This is a genomic window from Mesorhizobium sp. CNPSo 4688, assembly GCF_057784295.1.
In genome coordinates this window covers 167566-183589 of the sequence record NZ_JBWLUY010000008.1, presented here as the reverse complement: position 1 = coordinate 183589, position 16024 = coordinate 167566, and the positions used below count along the sequence as shown (strand labels likewise).

At 64.6% G+C, this 16024-nt stretch carries 13 protein-coding genes; 6 read left to right on the top strand and 7 right to left on the bottom strand.

The annotated features are described in order from the left end of the window. Nucleotides 1-33 precede the first annotated feature (33 nt). The 3 genes from AC04SH_RS16950 to AC04SH_RS16940 all read right to left on the bottom strand — a co-directional run bounded on the left by AC04SH_RS16950 (nt 34) and on the right by AC04SH_RS16940 (nt 4052). Complete coding sequence (locus AC04SH_RS16950; protein WP_488575881.1) at nt 34-1590, bottom strand: amino acid permease; 1557 nt, start codon at nt 1588-1590, stop codon at nt 34-36. 79 nt (nt 1591-1669) lie between these two features. Beyond that, nucleotides 1670-3214: an amino acid permease gene (locus AC04SH_RS16945; protein WP_488575880.1), complete on the bottom strand. Its 1545-nt coding sequence runs from the start codon at nt 3212-3214 to the stop codon at nt 1670-1672. Nucleotides 3215-3233: 19 nt separating this feature from the next. Further along, nucleotides 3234-4052 (bottom strand): N-formylglutamate amidohydrolase, encoded by an 819-nt coding sequence (locus AC04SH_RS16940; protein WP_488575879.1) that lies wholly within the window; start codon nt 4050-4052, stop codon nt 3234-3236. Between the two features lie 145 nt (nt 4053-4197). On the opposite strand from AC04SH_RS16940, the gene AC04SH_RS16935 reads away from it, so the two are divergent. From AC04SH_RS16935 to AC04SH_RS16925, 3 genes are all read left to right on the top strand, one after another. Then, the gene (locus AC04SH_RS16935) at nt 4198-5022 is read left to right on the top strand and encodes a MurR/RpiR family transcriptional regulator (RefSeq protein WP_488575878.1); all 825 of its coding nucleotides are present in this window, start codon (nt 4198-4200) and stop codon (nt 5020-5022) included. Nucleotides 5023-5190: 168 nt separating this feature from the next. Continuing rightward, nucleotides 5191-6354: an efflux RND transporter periplasmic adaptor subunit gene (locus AC04SH_RS16930; protein ID WP_488575877.1), complete on the top strand. Its 1164-nt coding sequence runs from the start codon at nt 5191-5193 to the stop codon at nt 6352-6354. Next, on the top strand, nt 6351-9482 hold the full coding sequence (locus tag AC04SH_RS16925) for an efflux RND transporter permease subunit (RefSeq protein ID WP_488575876.1): 3132 nt from the start codon (nt 6351-6353) through the stop codon (nt 9480-9482). The genes AC04SH_RS16930 and AC04SH_RS16925 overlap by 4 nt, the downstream gene beginning before the upstream one ends. A 140-nt stretch (nt 9483-9622) precedes the next feature. Here AC04SH_RS16925 and AC04SH_RS16920 read toward each other — a convergent pair whose 3' ends face one another. Genes AC04SH_RS16920 through AC04SH_RS16905 form a run of 4 tightly spaced genes read right to left on the bottom strand, consistent with a single transcriptional unit; the run spans nt 9623 to nt 13521 of the window. Then, entirely contained in the window at nt 9623-10660 is a 1038-nt protein-coding gene (locus AC04SH_RS16920; RefSeq protein ID WP_488575875.1) for a zinc-binding dehydrogenase, read from the bottom strand. Between the two features lie 9 nt (nt 10661-10669). After that, complete coding sequence (locus AC04SH_RS16915; RefSeq protein WP_488575874.1) at nt 10670-11638, bottom strand: NADPH:quinone oxidoreductase family protein; 969 nt, start codon at nt 11636-11638, stop codon at nt 10670-10672. A 3-nt stretch (nt 11639-11641) separates the two neighbouring features. Then, nucleotides 11642-12883 carry an acyl-CoA dehydrogenase family protein gene (locus AC04SH_RS16910; protein ID WP_488575873.1) on the bottom strand — a complete coding sequence of 414 codons (1242 nt, stop codon included), beginning with the start codon at nt 12881-12883 and terminating at the stop codon, nt 11642-11644. Continuing rightward, the gene (locus AC04SH_RS16905) at nt 12880-13521 is read right to left on the bottom strand and encodes a TetR family transcriptional regulator (RefSeq protein ID WP_488575872.1); all 642 of its coding nucleotides are present in this window, start codon (nt 13519-13521) and stop codon (nt 12880-12882) included. The genes AC04SH_RS16910 and AC04SH_RS16905 overlap by 4 nt, the downstream gene beginning before the upstream one ends. Before the next feature lie 137 nt (nt 13522-13658). Here AC04SH_RS16905 and AC04SH_RS16900 point away from each other — a divergent pair, with 137 nt between their 5' ends. The 3 genes from AC04SH_RS16900 to AC04SH_RS16890 are packed head-to-tail and all read left to right on the top strand — an operon-like array spanning nt 13659 to nt 16017. Beyond that, complete coding sequence (locus AC04SH_RS16900) at nt 13659-14474, top strand: SDR family oxidoreductase (protein ID WP_488575871.1); 816 nt, start codon at nt 13659-13661, stop codon at nt 14472-14474. Nucleotides 14475-14491: 17 nt separating this feature from the next. Beyond that, nucleotides 14492-14986 (top strand): MaoC family dehydratase, encoded by a 495-nt coding sequence (locus AC04SH_RS16895; RefSeq protein ID WP_352556010.1) that lies wholly within the window; start codon nt 14492-14494, stop codon nt 14984-14986. Beyond that, nucleotides 14983-16017, top strand: coding sequence for a phosphotransferase (locus tag AC04SH_RS16890; protein ID WP_488575870.1), 1035 nt, complete (start codon nt 14983-14985; stop codon nt 16015-16017). The genes AC04SH_RS16895 and AC04SH_RS16890 overlap by 4 nt, the downstream gene beginning before the upstream one ends. Nucleotides 16018-16024 lie beyond the last annotated feature (7 nt).

The following is a 16024-nucleotide window of genomic DNA, read 5'->3' as shown; positions in this document are numbered from 1 at the left end:
GCGCGAGGCCGGCCATGGCCATGATGGTTGACGTCAGTGGCCGGTTTCGCCGACCGCCTGTTCGGCTGCCTTGATCGCCGCCTGCCGGGCCGCGATGATGTCGCCGAGCGGCGGGCCCTGGAAGCGGTTGCGTTCGAAAGCGAACCATACGATCGCCGTCAGGATGAAGAAGCCGACGGTAATGTAGAGCGCCCAGTCGTTCGGCGGCTGGATGCCGATGACGAAGATCAGGATCATCGAGACGATCGAGAGAACGCCGAACAGCATGAAGATGCCGCGGCCCATATTCCACGGCCCCATCTTGTCCCATTTCGGCGTGCCCCAGGCCAGCATGCCGAGCACGATCGGCACAGTGAAGGACAGGAACAGGAAGATGACGGTGCAGGACACGACGATGGTGTAGGCCGAGGTGCCGGCAACCGAGACCAGCGTCGAACCCCAGACGAACAGCACCGACAGGATCGATGCCGTCCAGATCGCCGCCACGGGCGTGCGGTAGGTCGGGCTGACCTTGGCGAGCGCCGCCGAGCCGGGCAGGCCGCCGTCACGCGAGAAGGCGAAGATCATGCGCGAAGCCGAGGTGACGGTTGCGAGGCCGCACAGCAGCTGGGCGATGAACACGACGAGATAGACGAACTCCTTGAGCCCCGTGCCGACACGCTGGTCGAAAGCCCAGAAGAACACGTTCCAGCCCTGCTTGGCGGCGTCGTCCATGTTCGGGATCATCAGCACGAAGGCGGCCAGGAACAAATAGCCGAACACCGCCGACCAGATCACCGACATCACCATGGCACGCGGCACCGAGGAAGCTGCCTTGATCGTTTCTTCCGAGGTATGCGCCGAAGCATCGTAGCCGGTGATCGTATAGATCGGCAGCAGGAGGCCGAGCGCGAACACCCAGGCGTTCGAGACTGACGGCCAGACGCTGGCGCCGGCCTCACCCGAGTAGTTGTGGAAGGTGAAGAGCCGGCTGAAGTCCCAGGTCTCGGCGGAGAACAGGCAGACGACCGCGATCAGGATCGAACCGAAGAAGATCAGATAGCCCGAGAAGTCGGTCAGCTTCGCCGTCAGCTTGATGCCGAGATGGTTGATCAGTGCCTGGGCACCGGTGATGATAATCAGAAAAATCATCTGGTTGGTCAGCGTGCCCTCGATGCCGAGCGTCGGTCCGAAGGCGCCGATGAAGAACGTCCAGGTGCCAACATTGATGGCGCCGAGCACGGTGATCAGTCCCAAAAGGTTGAGCCAGGCCGTGACCCAGCCGGTCCCGCGATTGCCGAGGATCGAACCCCAGTGATAGAGGCCGCCGGCCGTCGGATAGGCCGAGCTGATCTGCGACATGGCGACCGCAAAGGTCAGCGAGACGAAACAGCCGACCAGCCAGCCAATGCCGATGCCGATGCCGCCGGCGCCCGACGTTGCCTGTGCCAGCGAATTGATGCCGCCCGACAGGATGCAGATGATGGAAAAGGAAACCGCGAAATTCGAGAAGCGGCTGAGCCGCCGCTCCAGTTCCTGGGCATAGCCCATGCTGTGGAGGTGCTTTACGTCCTCCGCCTTGTCGACGTCTGAATAACCTGGTGCTGCCATTTGAAGTCCCCTTTGCGTTCTTTAGCTGGCCGGCCCTGCCCCGGTCGGCTTGCGCCGGCCGGAGCATGTAGTCTTGCTGTTAGCCAGCCGTCTGGCCAACGGCTTTTTCCGCAGCCGCGATCTCCACCGCGCGGCGAGCAATATCGGCGCCGATCGGCGGGCCCTTGAAGCGGCGCGACTCGATGCCGAACCACAGAACCACGAGCAGAACGATTAGGCCGATGGCATAGTTGATCAGGATGTCGAATGGCGGCTGGATGCCGGCATACATCAGGACCAGAACGCCAAGCACCGTGATGACGGCGAATGGCTTGGACCAGATGCCGAGGCGGAACGGACCGAATTCGGTCCAGGTCTTGCCTTCCGCAAGCAGTCCAGCCGCCACCGGCATGGCGTAGGACACGTAGAGGAACAATGCACAGCCGGCGGCCAGTGCGGCGAAGGCCGGCGAGTATAATGTCGCTGCGACCGCGAGCGTCGCTCCGAGCCAGATCGCCGCCACCGGCGTACGCCATGTCGGGCTGACGGTCTTCCACACCGACGAACCGGGCAGGCCGCCGTCACGCGCAAAGGCGAAGATCATGCGCGAGGTCGACGTCAGTCCGGCCAGCGCGCAGATGAAGTTCGCCAGCACGATCGCGATGGCGATGATGCTCTTCAGCCAGAATGGTGCCGGCAGGTTGTTGAAGAGATTGAACCATGCATTGGCGCCATCCTTGGCCGTCGCCGCCAGATCGGGGCTGGCCAGCACGAACGACACGGCCATGACGAAACCAAACACCAGCGACCACAGAACCGAATGGATCATGCCGCGCGGCACCGCCACGCGGGCATTGTGGGTCTCTTCGGACGTGTGGGCCGAGGCATCGAAGCCGGTGATCGTATAGAGCGGGTAGAGCAGGCCGATCAGGAAGGCGACCAGTGCCGTCCGTGCGGTGGGAACGTATCCGGCGCCTGGATCACCGGTATTGTTGACGAAGGTGGTGAGCCGCGAGAAATCCCAGCTTGCGCCCCAGATCAGGAACATCGCGGTCAACACGACGGCGACGACCAGAATGAGGTAGCCCGAGAAATCGGTCAGTATGGTGGTGAGCTTGATGCCGAAATGGTTGATCAACGCCTGCGCGACCGTGATGATCACAACGCCGATCACCTGCTCCTGGTACCCCCAGGCGGATACGTCGTGGCCGAACACGCCGGACCAGACAAGGTCCTTGAACAGAGCATAGACACCGACATTGACCGAGGCGACGACGAAGATCAGACCGAGCAGGTTGATCCAGGCCGTGGCCCAGCCCCAGCCGCGCCCGCCAAGAATTGACGACCAGTGGTAGAGACCGCCGGCCGTTGGGTAGGCCGAGCCGATCTGCCCAAGCGACGCAGCCACGATAAGTGCAAAGACGCCGCCGATGATCCAGCCGACAGTCGCCTCGAAGCCGCTGCCGGTAGCCATGGCCAGCGGGAAGGACGTGATGCCGCCCGCCAGAATACAAATGATCGAAAAGGAAATCGCGAAGTTCGAGAAGCCGCTCATGCGGCGAGCCAATTCCTGGGCATAGCCCATGCTATGGAGGGTTTTTACGTCCTCCGACCTCTCATGGTCTGATGTATCCGGTCCTGCCATTTTCGTCCCCTCTTGTTTCTTAACTGGCCGATTGAACTGACTTTCCCATTGCGTGTCGTCGAGAACCCTTGGCCTCCTCGGGCTCCAGATCCGAAAAAATGCCGGTGAGCAGATCCGCCCATTTCCGCTGCCCGGTCTCGCCGGAGATTTCGTCGTTGCGGATTTCGATCATTGCGCAGGCAAGGCCGCGCGAGCGCGCATGGCGCTCCAGGGTGAAGTAGACGCGGTCAGCCGGCGAATAGGGTTCGTTGACGCCGACGGTGACGCCGGAGAGACGCTGCAGCGCCGCTATCAGCGGCGAAGCCAGCCGGCGGTCGTCATCGTGGATGATGCCGATATGCCAGGGCCGGCTCCTGCCCTTGTAGACCGGGGTGAAGGAATGCACCGACACCAGCCGCGTTTCCTGTCCGCGCGCCAGCCGGTCGTCGATGATGTTTGCGATCGTGTCGTGGAACGGTCGCCACGACAAGGCGATGCGCTCGGCGCGCTGCGTATCCGACAGGCCGGCATTACCTGGAATGATCGTCGTCTCGCTGACCGGCGGCACCAGGTCGGGCGCGTCGAGCGGACGGTTGCAGTCGACGATGAGACGCGAGATGCGGGTTTCGATGAGCGTGGCATCGAGCGCTTCAGCCATGCGGCGGGCCACCGGCAACGCGCCCGGGTCCCAGGCGATGTGGCGGGAAAGATCTTCGGCGGGCAGGCCGAGCGTGCCGAACTCAGCCGGCAGGAAATTGGAAGCGTGATCGCAGGTCAGCACGAAAGGGCTGGACCCGCCGGGATTCGTCACCCCTACGGTATCAGACGATGCAAGGCTGGCGGGCCGTGCTCTCTCCATACTGCCGTCCCCTGGGGAGCGCTGTATCTTATGTTACGTATTTTGCCTCATTGCGTCCCTGTGGATGATTTCATACAGTTTATCCGGCTTTGTCAAACGCGATTTCGGGGAAGCGGTGTAGACATGGCCAAGGGTGGGGAAAACCATGATTTCCAGCATTGCCGAACTGATTTCGGACCGCATCGGTACGATGCCGGCCGGCGAGCGCCGCGCCGCGCAGACGTTGATCGCCAACTATCCGCTGATCGGGCTGAAGACGGTCGCCGAGTTCTCGACTGCCGCCGGCGTATCGTCACCAACGATCCTGCGCTTTGTCTCCAGGCTGGGGTTCCAGAACTATCCCGAATTCCAGTCGGCGTTGCAGGACGAGCTGGCGGCGCAGTTGCAGTCGCCGGCATCGCGTACGCTCAACGCGGCGTCCCCAAGCGGTGCGATATCGCCGATGCTGGAAGCGACGCTGGAAAACTTGCGCGAGACCTTCCGGCATCTCTCCGACAGGCAGCTTGCCGATATCGCCGCCAGGCTTGCCGAGCGACGCGGCAAGACCTTCCTGATCGGCGGCCGCTTCACCGATCCGCTGGCGCGTTACATGGCCGCCCACCTCGCCATCATCCAGCCCGATGTCTATCACCTCGCCGGCCAGGAGAGCATCTGGCGCGACCGGCTGATCGACATGGGCAAGCGCGACGTGCTGGTGATCTTCGACATAAGGCGCTACCAGGACAGCCTGGTGCGCTTCGCCGAGACGGCGCATCAGCGCGGCGTGCAGATCGTTCTGTTCACGGACCAGTGGCTGTCGCCGATCGCCCGCTTCGCCCGCCATGTCATCGCCGGCCGCACCGCGGTGCCTTCGGCATGGGATTCCTCGGCGGCATTGTTCGTCGTCGCCGAGACGCTGATCAGTGCTGTCACCCGGCAGCTCGAGGCCGATAGCGCCAGGCGCATCCGCGACCTGGAAAGCCTGCGCTGACAGCCTCAATCCCGGCCTCAGGCGCGCAACGTTACGCAGATTTAATGTGCATGGCCGCGGCAGAATTGCCATAAAGCCATGATATTGCCGTGGCTTCGCACATACCGGGTGCGTCGCTGCGCGTTTTTTGCTTGGGGAAACCGGTCGATTTTGCCTACCGGAGTGCCGATGGCCGCCTGGAAACAGATCGTTTTTGCGCTTGTGATCCTGGTCGCGGCTGTCCTGGCCTGGGCGCGCTTCTTTCCAGGCGCGCCGGAGGCCCTGGCACGCTGGGGCATCGACTGGGCCTATGCCTCGGCACCCGCCACGACCGGCGCGGTCGATACAACGAAACAGGCAGGCGGCCGCAACGCCGCCGCGCGGCCGGCAAATGTCGTTGTCTTGCCGGCGGGCACCGCAACCATCAACGATCGCCTGCAGGCGATCGGCACCGGCCGCGCCAACGCTTCGGTGACGGTCAACCCTTACAGCTCAGGCCGGCTCGTTGAATTCCTGGTCCAGTCCGGCACCCGTGTCGACAAGGGACAGATCATCGCCGTCCTCGATTCCGAGACCGAGGTGATCGCTCAGGATCGTGCCAAGCTCGTCGTACAGGACTCGCAGAACAAGCTCGACAGGGTGATATCGCTGCGGGCTTCCAACGCCGCGACACCGGTCGCCGTCGCCGATGCCGAAGTGGTGCTGGCGGTCGCCAAACTGGTACTTCGCGATGCTGAACTTGCCCTGCAGCGCCGCTCGATCGTGGCGCCGATCGCCGGCACGGTCGGCATCCTGCCGATATCGGCCGGCAATTACGTGACCAGCCAGTCGGCGATCGCCACGCTCGACGACCGCTCTTCCATCCTGGTGGAGTTCCTGGTGCCGGAGCGCTTTGCCGCCGCCGTCAAGGTCGGCGCGCAGCTGTCGGCGACGCCGATCGCCAATCCGAGCAAAGCCTATACCGGCACGGTGTCGGCCATCGACAACCATATCGACGAAAAGAGCCGCACCCTTCTGGTCAAGGCGGCGATCGCCAACCCGGCGGATTCGCTACGCGCCGGCATGTCGTTCGGCATCACCATGCGCTTCCCCGGCGACACCTATCCGGCGGTTAGCCCGCTGGCGATCCTGTGGGGCTCCGACGGCGCCTATGTCTGGCAGGTCGAGGATGGCAAGGCCAGGCGCGTTCCCGTGCGCATCATCCAGCGCAACACCGAGACCGTGCTGATCGACGCCGACATCGAGGACGGCGACATGGTGGTCACCGAAGGCACCCAGAGCGTCAGCGAAGGCGGCGAGGTCCGCATAGCTGGCCAGGCCCAGCGCGCCGCCAACGCCGCCGAAGGCTCATGACCGCAACCGCCAACGCCGCCAGCGAAACCGGCTTCACCGCGCTCTTCATCCGCAGGCCGGTCATGGCCTTCGTGCTCAACACGCTGATTGCGGTGGCCGGCCTTGCAGCCTTCTACGGCGTCGAGATCCGCGAACTGCCCGATGTCGACCGCGCCGTCGTCACCGTGTCGACGGCGTTCGAAGGTGCTGCCGCCGAAACGGTCGACCGCGAGCTGACCGACACGATCGAGGGCGCGGTCGCGCGCGTCTCCGGCGTCAAGTCGATCTCGTCGACCTCGTCCTTCGGCCAGAGCCGCGTCACCATCGAGTTCAATGACGGCGTCGACCTGAACGTCGCCGCCTCCGATGTGCGCGACGCCGTCGGCCGTGTCGCCAACCAGATGCCGGACACCGCCGATCCGCCGCGCATCGTCAAGGCCGACGCCAACTCCGATCCGGTGATGCGGCTGGCCGTCACCTCCGATAGCATGTCGGTGCAGGACATGACGGTGATCGTCCAGGACCAGATCGAGGACGAACTGGCTGCCGTGCCGGGCGTCGCCGACGTCCAGGTCTATGGCGATCGCGACAAGATCTTCCGCATCGATGTCGACCAGAACAAGCTGGCGAGCCTAGGCTTCACCGTCGCCGATTTGAGAGCGGCACTGGGCTCTGTGGCCTTCGATTCGCCGGCCGGTTCGATCACCACCACCAACCAGGACTTGATCGTTCGCACCACAGCCGATGTGACGACGCCGGAAGAGTTTGAAAACATCATCATCGGCGGCACGACGCGCATCCGCGACGTCGCCACCGTCACGCTCGGCCCCGACATCGGCCAGACCTCATTGCGCTCCGATGGCAAGACAGGCATCGGCCTCGGCATCATCCGCCAGGCGGAATCGAACACGCTGGATATTTCCACCGGCGTGAAGGCGGCCGTCGCCACGCTGCAGGAAAACCTGCCCAAGGGCATGTCGATCAAGATCACCAGCGACGACGCCGTCTTCGTCAACGGCGCCGTGCACGAGGTCGAGATCGCGCTCGGCCTGTCGATCTCGATGGTGCTGATCGTCATCTACATCTTCCTGCTCGACTGGCGCGCGACGCTGATCCCCGGCCTGTCGATGCCGGTCGCCATGATCGGCACCATTGCCGCGATCTATCTCGCCGGTTTCTCGATCAACATCCTGACCTTGCTGGCGCTGGTGCTGGCGACGGGCCTCGTCGTCGACGACGCCATCGTCGTCTTGGAAAACATCGTGCGACGGCGCAACGAAGGCATGGGGCCGCGTGCCGCCGCAGTGCTCGGCGCCCAGGAAGTGTTTTTTGCCGTCATCGCCACGACGCTGACGCTGGTCGCCGTCTTCGTGCCGATCTCCTTCCTGCCCGGACAGACCGGCGGCCTGTTCCGCGAATTCGGCTTCGTGCTCGCTATGTCGGTGCTGCTCTCCTGCGTGGTAGCGCTGACGCTGTGTCCGATGCTGGCCTCGCGCATGCTGACCGGCGCCTCGCTCCACTACGAAGGCAGCCACGGCATTGGCGCGCGCATCGGCGGCGCGCTGAATTCGGCCTACAAGCGCGGCCTGCATGCCTGCCTCGGCGCGCCCTGGATCGTGCTTCTGGTCGCGGTGCTGTTCGCCGCCACCGCCTTCACCTTGTTCGGTACCATCCGCCAGGAACTGACGCCGAGCGAGGACCGCGCCGTCGTGCTTTTGCGCATCAACGCGCCGCAAGGCGTCAGCCTCGACTACACCGCGCAACAGATGCAGAAGATCGAGCGGCTGATCCAGCCGCTGCGCGATTCCGGCGAGATCGTCTCGACCTTCGAAAATGCCGGCCAGAACGGCGCCTATAACTCCGGCTTCATGGTGATGACACTGGCGCCGTGGGACGAACGCACACGCAGCCAGCAGGAGATCATGGCCGAGATAACCCAGCTGACCCGGCAGGTGCCATCCGTGCGCATCTTCCCGGTGCAGGCCAACAGCCTCGGCATCAGAGGCGCAGGCAACGGCCTGCAATTCGCGCTGGTCGGCAACGACCGCAAGGCGCTGGGCGGCGCGGCGGTCAAGATCATCGCCCAGATGCAGGCCGACCCGCGCTTCCAGAACCCGCGGCTCTCCGTCGACCCGACGCAGCCACAGCTGGCCGTCGCCATCGACCGCGAGCGCGCCTCCGACCTCGGCATTGACATCACCGGGCTTGCCAACACGCTGCAGGCGATGCTCGACGGCAATGATGTCGTCGACGTCTACATCGCCGACCGCAGCTATGGCGTGAAGCTGGTTTCGACCACCAATCCGATCAACGATCCGACCGATCTGGAAAACATCTTCCTGAAGACCGCCGACGGCCGCTTCGTGCCGATGTCGACCATCGCCACGCTGACCGAACGCGCCGTGCCGCCGTCGCTGACGCGCGAACGGCAGCAGCCCTCGGTGGCGATCACCTCCAATCTGAACGGCAATTTCGCGCTTGGCGACGCGCTTGGTGTCGCCGAGCAGATCGCCACGCCGCTGCTGCCTCCGGGCAGCCGCATCCTGCCACTGGCGGAAGCCGCGACGCTGGGCGAAACCAACAGCGCCATGGTCACCATTTTCGGCTTCGCGCTGGTCATCATCCTGCTGGTGCTCGCTGCCCAGTTCGAAAGCTTCGTCAGCGCCGTCATCATCATGGCGACGGTGCCGCTCGGCCTTGCCTGCGCGATCTTTGCGCTGCTTTTGTCAGGGACCAGCCTCAACGCCTACAGCCAGATTGGCCTGGTGCTTTTGGTTGGCGTCATGGCCAAGAACGGCATTCTCATCGTCGAATTCGCCAACCAGCTGCGCGACCGTGGGCTCGGCGTGCGCGAGGCGATCGAGCAGGCCTCGATCATCCGCCTGCGGCCGGTGATGATGACGATGATCTGCACCATCCTCGGCGGCGTGCCGCTGGTGCTGGCCACCGGTGCCGGCGCCGAAGCGCGCATCGCGCTTGGCTGGGTGATCGTCGGTGGGCTGGGGCTGGCCACCGTCTCGACGCTGTTCCTGACCCCGGTTGCCTATCTCCTGCTCGGCCGCTTCGTCACGCCGAAGACGCATGAGGAAGCCAGGCTGAAGCGCGAGTTGGAAGAAGCTGCGTATACGAATGTGAAGCCGGCCGAGTGATCAGCGCTCCTCTCCCCGTCGCTATACGGGGAGAGGATGCCGGCAGGCAGGTGAGGGGCAGCACCAGCTTCTCATACGTTAGCGCAGCCCCTCATCCGCCCTACGGGCACCTTCTCCCCGTGAACGGGGAGAAGGGGAAGTCACGGCTTCAAAAACACTTTCCCGTTCGGCTTGGCCAGTTCCACTGGCACCTTCGCCATCGCCTCGTCCAGCGGCAGCACCGCTGTCACATCCGTCGACCAGCGGCCGTCGGAAAAGCGCTTCTGCGCTTCCATGATCGCCGGGCCACGTTTGTCACGGAACTGGCGCATCCATTCGACCAGCCAGAAGCCCTCAATATGCTTGTGCTGGAAGATCATCTGGCCGGGCTCGCGGATAACCGTCGTGTCCGGATCGAGGCGGCCATAGATGATCCAGCGCGCGCGCTTCGGCATGGCGTCGAAGATGGCCGAGGCCAGCGGCCCGGTCACTGCGTCGAGGAAGATGCGCGGCTGTTCGGTCTTGACCACTTCGCGCAGCGCCGCCCTGAAATCAGGCGCCTTCTCGTTGAGCACGTGGGTAGCACCAATCTCTTTCAGCAGCGGGATCTGCTCGTCGCGGCGCACGGTGACGATCGGCCGATACCCGGCCTCCTTGGCCAGGCCCGCGATCAGCTTGCAGAGCTGGCTGGCGCCGGCGGTCATGATGAAGGCCTTTTCGCCGGCCTCCTTGACGATGTCGAACATCGCGATCGCGGTCAGCGGGTTGACGATCAATGCCGCACCGTCCTCGTCGCGGACGGTGTCGAGGAGCGGGATGCAGACAGCGGCTTCGGCGACCGCGTATTCGGCCCAGGAGCCCCAGTTGGTGACGCCGGTGGCAAAGGCGACGCGCTTGCCAGCCAGGCTCTCGGCATAGGGCTCATCGCCGGTGGCGACAATGGTGCCGACGCCCTCGAAACCGGCCGGTTGGCCCTTGGCGCGCGGCTGGCCATACTGGCCCTTGATGAACATGACATCGGACGGATTGATCGAGGCGAGGCCGACCTTGATCAGCACCTGGCTCGGTCCGGGCGTCGGCACGCCGATCCTGCCCGGCTGGAGATACGGCTCCATCGCTTCCAGCACTGTGCCAGTCGGCGTCCGGGTATAGCCGTCGCCGGTGAGCAGCAGCGCTTTCATGTCGGAGGGGATGGCCATGGCGGGCTCCTAAGGTTTGAGGATGAGCTTGCCGGAGGAACCGCGGCCCAGCATGCGTGTCAGCACGGCGGCTGCATCGGCAAGCGGATAAGTGCCTTCGATCACCGGCCGAACCTTGCCGGCGAGGTACCAGCCGACCAGCTCCTTCATATTGTCGGCGTAGATACGCGGCTCCTTGGTGGTGAACGCGCCCCAGAACACGCCGACGACCGAAAAGCCCTTGACCAGCGCCAGGTTGACAGGGAATTGTGGGATGGTGCCCGAGGCAAAGCCGATGACCAGCAGCCGGCCGTTCCACGCCATCGAGCGTGCGAGCACATCGAAGATTTCGCCGCCGACCGGATCGAAGCCGACATCGACACCTTTGCCGCCGGTGACCTCTTTCAGCGCCTCCTTGAGGTTGTCGTAGCCGAGCGCGATGTCGGCGCCGGCTTCGGCGGCAATGCGGTGTTTTTCCTCCGACGAGGCGACACCGATGACGCGGGCGCCAAGCGCCTTGCCGATCTGGATGGCGGCGATGCCGGTTGCGCCGGCCGCGCCCAGCACGCAAAGCGTCTCGCCTTCCCTGAGCGCGCTGCGCTGCTTCAGCGCATAATGCGACGTGCCGTAGCCGGCCAGCAGCGCGCAGGCGTCAGCGGCAGGCATATCGGGCGGCAAAGGCATGACGAACGGTTCGGCAGCGCCAACCCGTTCGGCATAGCTGCCATGGGTCGAGAGCGCGGCAACGCGGTCGCCGACCTTGACCGATTTCACCCCCGGCCCGACAGCAATCACCCGTCCCGCGACCTCCATGCCGGGCACGAAGGGCAGCGGCGGCTTCATCTGGTAGAGACCCTGTACCAGCAGGCCGTCGGGATAGTTGACACCAATCGCCTCGGCCTCGATGACGACGGTGTTGTCCTTGGCCTCCGGTTCCGGCCAGTCGCCATAGACGAGCCGGTCGAGCGGCGCGAATTCGCGGGCGATGATGGCTTTCATGCCTCACACCTTTTCCTGCGTGTATTTCCTGAGCTCGGTGCGCGCCACTTGCCGGCGATGCACGGCGTCCGGCCCGTCGGCCAGCCGCAGCGTTCGCAGATGCGTCCATGAGCGCGCCAGCGGCGTGTCCTGGCTGATGCCTTGCGCGCCGAACATCTGAACGGCCTCGTCGGTGACCTTGAGCGCGACGCGCGGTGCGATGACCTTGATCTGGCTGATCCAGGGGGCGGCGGCACGTGCATCGCCCTGGTCGATCATCCACGCCGCCTTGAGGCAGAGCAGCCGCGCCATCTCGATCTCCATGCGGCATTCGGCGATGATGTCGAAATTGGCGCCGAGTTTTGCCAGCGGCTGGCCGAAGGCCTCGCGCCGCACCGAGCGCTGGCACAGCATCTCCAGTGCCATCTCGGCCTGGCCGATGGCGCGCATGCAATGGTGGATGCGGCCGGGCCCGAGCCTGCCTTGCGCGATCTCGAACCCCCTCCCCTCGCCGAGGATCAGGTTGGAGGCCGGCACCCGCACATTGTCGAAGCGGAGGTGCATGTGGCCATGCGGCGCGTCGTCATCGCCATAGACCTGCATCGGTCGAAGCTTGGTCACGCCCTTGGTGTCGGAAGGCACCAGGATCATCGAATGCCGGCGGTGCTGCGGCTCGCTGTCGCCGCCGGTGCGGACCATGACGACATAGATGGCGCAGCGCGGATCGCCGGCGCCCGACGCCCACCATTTCTCGCCGTTGAGCACATAGTCGTCGTCCTGCCGTTCGCAGCGCATGGCGATGTTGGTGGCATCGGACGAAGCGACATCCGGCTCCGTCATCAGATAGGCCGAGCGGATCTTGCCCTCAAGCAGCGGTTCCAGCCACGCTTTCTTGTGATCCTCCGAGCCATAGCGCTCCAGCACCTCCATATTGCCGGTGTCGGGCGCCGAGCAGTTGAAGGTTTCAGCACCCAGATGCGCCTTGCCCATCTCCTCGGCCAGATAGGCATATTCGACCGTCGAGAGCCCATAACCGCGCTCGGAGCCGGTCAGCCAGAAATTCCACAGGCCGCGCTCTTTGGCGGCTTTCTTCAGTCCTTCGAGGATCTCCGTCTGCCGCGCAGTGTAGACCCAGCGGTCGCCACCCTTGCCGACCTCGCTCAGAAATTCATGGTCGAGCGGCATGATCTCCTCTCGCAGCATGGCGGCGACGCGGGCGTGAATCGGCTTCAGCCGCTCGGTCATGCCGAGAGTCATGTCGCTCATCGTGTGTTCTCCTCAGCCGCACCCAGGCCGCGCGCCGCGAACGCGACGACCTCGCCGACAATTGCCTCGATATCCCCGTCCGTCTCTGTCGGGCGCGGCGTGTACCAGAACAGCGGCGAGTTGAGCGTCAGGAACATCAGCTGCTCGGCAATGCCGATCGTGCCGAAGCGCATGTCGCCTTCGTCGCGCGCGGCGGCGATCGCCTCGCGAAAGATGCGCCCGTAAGCGTCGCGCGACTGCATCAGCCGGGTGAACTCCTCGCGCTGTTCGGGCGTCGTCGCGCCGCGCAGATAGAGCTCGACGCCTTCCCAGACGACGCGCTGGAACGGCTTGGTGCGGATCATCTGGCCGCAATGGATGGAAGCCATCTTGCGCCAGCGTCCGATCGCCGGACCGGGTAGCGCGCGCACCGGCTCGATTGCCGCAAAATTCATGTCCATGCCGGCGCGGAATACGTCGGCGAACAGATCGGCCTTGGACGGATAGTGGTGGTAGATGCGGCCCTTGGTCGAGCCGAGGCTGCGCGCGACGTCGTCGATGGAGCTCGCCGTATAGCCGCGCTGCATGAAACAGAGGGCGGCGGCGCGCAATATGTCGGCGCGCGGGCGATCGAGCAGTGGAGCTTCGACGCTGAGCATCGGTTTCGCCTTTCGCCTGCTTCCGCAGCGATGCTGCATTCAAGGCCTTTACGTCCGGGCAAAAGATCAACATACTACCGGGTATGTTGTCAATGCGGCAACCGCCCAACGAGGCGAAGTTTCCGCGGGGAGGATCGATGAGCTATCTCGACGAGCTGTTCTCAGTTGCCGGCAAGACCGCACTGGTGACCGGAGCCGCGACCGGCATCGGCCGCATGGTTGCGACCGCCCTGGTCCAGGCCGGCGCCACGGTGATGATCGCCTCGCGCAAGGGCGAGGATTGCATCAAGGTCGCGGCCGACTTGAACGCGCTGGGCGCCTCCGGCCGCGCCGAAGGCTTCCCCGGCGATGTCTCCACCGAGGCCGGCATTGCCGCGCTGGTCGCCGAGGTCAAGGCGCGGACCGAACGGCTGCACATCCTCGTCAACAATGCCGGCATATCCTGGGGCGCCTCGCTCGAGGATTTTCCCTACCACGGCTGGGCCAAGGTGTTCGCTGTCAACGTCACCGCCGTCTTTCATCTGACGCGAGAATTGCTGCCGCTGCTGGAAGCCGCCGCCAGCGATGCCGATCCAGCCCGCGTCATCAATCTGGGCTCGGTGATGGGCACGCAGCCGCTGGCCGACGATGCGTACTCCTACACGGCGTCCAAGGGCGCCGTTCACCATCTGACCCGCACGCTGGCAATCGAGCTTGCGGCGCGGCGCATCACCGTCAACGCCTTCGCTCCTGGCCCCTTCCAGAGCCGCATGACCGCCTTTGCCACCGGCACCGAGGAAAAGGCCAAACATGTCGGCAGCCATGTCCCCATCGGCCGTATCGGCGTGGCGGATGACATTGGCGGCGCAACGCTCTATTTGTGCAGCCGTGCCGGCTCCTATGTCACCGGCGCCATCCTGCCGATCGACGGCGGGCAGTCGGTGCAGCATGGGCTGACACTGTTCAAGGAATGAGCCGCGGTCGGCGGCAAATGGAGGACGTCGCAGTGGAACCGATCAGTCTCGATGTGCTTTTGGCCAGCGTCGGCAAGGAAGTCGGCGTCTCCCCTTGGCGCGTGGTCACCCAGACCATGATCGACCAGTTCGCCGACGCCACCGACGACCACCAGTTCATCCATTGCGATCCCGAGCGCGCCAAGCGCGAGACGCCGTTCGGCGGCACCATCGCGCATGGTTTCCTGTCTTTGTCGCTGCTCTCTGCGATGACCTTCGAGACCATGCCGCCGCTGGAAAAGGGCAAGATGGGCGTCAACCACGGCTTCGATTCGCTGCGCTTCCTGGCGCCGGTGAAGACCGGTTCGCGCATCCGCACCCGTTTCGTGCTGGCCGACGTTAAGGTCAGGCCATCCGGCTGGGTGCAGACGGCGCATGACGTGACCATCGAGATCGAGGGCTCGAAGAAGCCGGCGCTGACCGCGCGCTGGCTGACGCTGACGCTGATCGAGCGTGAGCCGGAGACCGCATGAGCGGCGACGCCAACGCAATCGACCAGGCAGCGCTTGCCCCTTACCTCGAAGCGCACATTCCGGGTTTTGCCGGGCTTCATTCCATCGAAAAATTCAAATCCGGCCAGTCGAACCCGACCTATCTGCTGACTGCGGCCAGCGGCCGCTATGTGCTGCGCGCCAAGCCGCCGGGCCAACTGCTGAAATCGGCGCATCAGGTCGACCGCGAATTCACCGTGATGAAGGCGCTTGCCGGCACCGCCGTGCCGGTGCCCCGAATGCTGCATCTGTCGGGCGAGGACTCGCCGATCGGCCGCATGTTCTACGTCATGGAGTTCCTCGACGGCCGCATCTTCTGGGATCCGGCCGTGCCGGAAGCCGCCGGCAACGATGAGCGCGCCGCCCTCTACGATGCCATGAACGCCACGCTGGCGGCGCTGCACGATGTCGATGTCGAAGCGGTCGGGCTCGGCGATTTCGGCCGGCCGGGCAATTACTTCGAACGCCAGCTGGCCCGCTGGACCAGCCAATATCGCGCCTCGGAGACCGACACCGTCGACGACATGGACCGGCTGATCGCCTGGCTGGAGACGCATATGCCGGCTGATGACGGCCGTGTCTCGTTGGTGCATGGCGACTACCGGCTGGACAACATGATCTTTGCAGCCAGTGAGCCAAAGGTGCTGGCGGTGCTCGACTGGGAACTGTCGACACTCGGCCACCCCTTCGCCGACATCGCCTATCAGTGCATGCAATGGCGCCTGCCGCACGCCTCGGGCTTTCGCGGGCTTGGCGGTATCGACCGCGCCGCCCTCAGTCTGCCCTCTGAGGAAGCCTATGTCGCGGCGTATTGCCGGCGGCGCGGGCTGGCCGGCATCGACAATTGGAGCTTCTTCCTCGCTTTCTCCTTCTTCCGTTTGGCGGCCATCTGCCAGGGTGTCTACAAACGGGCGCTCGACGGCAACGCCTCCAATCCCGAAAAGGCCAAGACTTATGGCGAGGCGGTGAAGCTGCTGTCGCATCTTGCCGGAAAACTGATCGACCGAACCTGAACCGACA

Excerpts from the sequence above, each read along its gene's own strand:
- AC04SH_RS16940 (WP_488575879.1), bottom strand. The coding sequence starts at position 4,052 with ATGGAGAGAGCACGGCCCGCCAGCCTTGCATCGTCTGATACCGTAGGG.
- AC04SH_RS16910 (WP_488575873.1), bottom strand. The coding sequence starts at position 12,883 with ATGAGCGACATGACTCTCGGCATGACCGAGCGGCTGAAGCCGATTCAC.
- AC04SH_RS16890 (WP_488575870.1), top strand. The coding sequence starts at position 14,983 with ATGAGCGGCGACGCCAACGCAATCGACCAGGCAGCGCTTGCCCCTTAC.
- AC04SH_RS16935 (WP_488575878.1), top strand. The coding sequence starts at position 4,198 with ATGATTTCCAGCATTGCCGAACTGATTTCGGACCGCATCGGTACGATG.
- AC04SH_RS16945 (WP_488575880.1), bottom strand. The coding sequence starts at position 3,214 with ATGGCAGGACCGGATACATCAGACCATGAGAGGTCGGAGGACGTAAAA.
- AC04SH_RS16900 (WP_488575871.1), top strand. The coding sequence starts at position 13,659 with ATGAGCTATCTCGACGAGCTGTTCTCAGTTGCCGGCAAGACCGCACTG.
- AC04SH_RS16915 (WP_488575874.1), bottom strand. The coding sequence starts at position 11,638 with ATGAAAGCCATCATCGCCCGCGAATTCGCGCCGCTCGACCGGCTCGTC.
- AC04SH_RS16950 (WP_488575881.1), bottom strand. The coding sequence starts at position 1,590 with ATGGCAGCACCAGGTTATTCAGACGTCGACAAGGCGGAGGACGTAAAG.
- AC04SH_RS16925 (WP_488575876.1), top strand. The coding sequence starts at position 6,351 with ATGACCGCAACCGCCAACGCCGCCAGCGAAACCGGCTTCACCGCGCTC.
- AC04SH_RS16895 (WP_352556010.1), top strand. The coding sequence starts at position 14,492 with ATGGAGGACGTCGCAGTGGAACCGATCAGTCTCGATGTGCTTTTGGCC.
- AC04SH_RS16905 (WP_488575872.1), bottom strand. The coding sequence starts at position 13,521 with ATGCTCAGCGTCGAAGCTCCACTGCTCGATCGCCCGCGCGCCGACATA.
- AC04SH_RS16930 (WP_488575877.1), top strand. The coding sequence starts at position 5,191 with ATGGCCGCCTGGAAACAGATCGTTTTTGCGCTTGTGATCCTGGTCGCG.
- AC04SH_RS16920 (WP_488575875.1), bottom strand. The coding sequence starts at position 10,660 with ATGGCCATCCCCTCCGACATGAAAGCGCTGCTGCTCACCGGCGACGGC.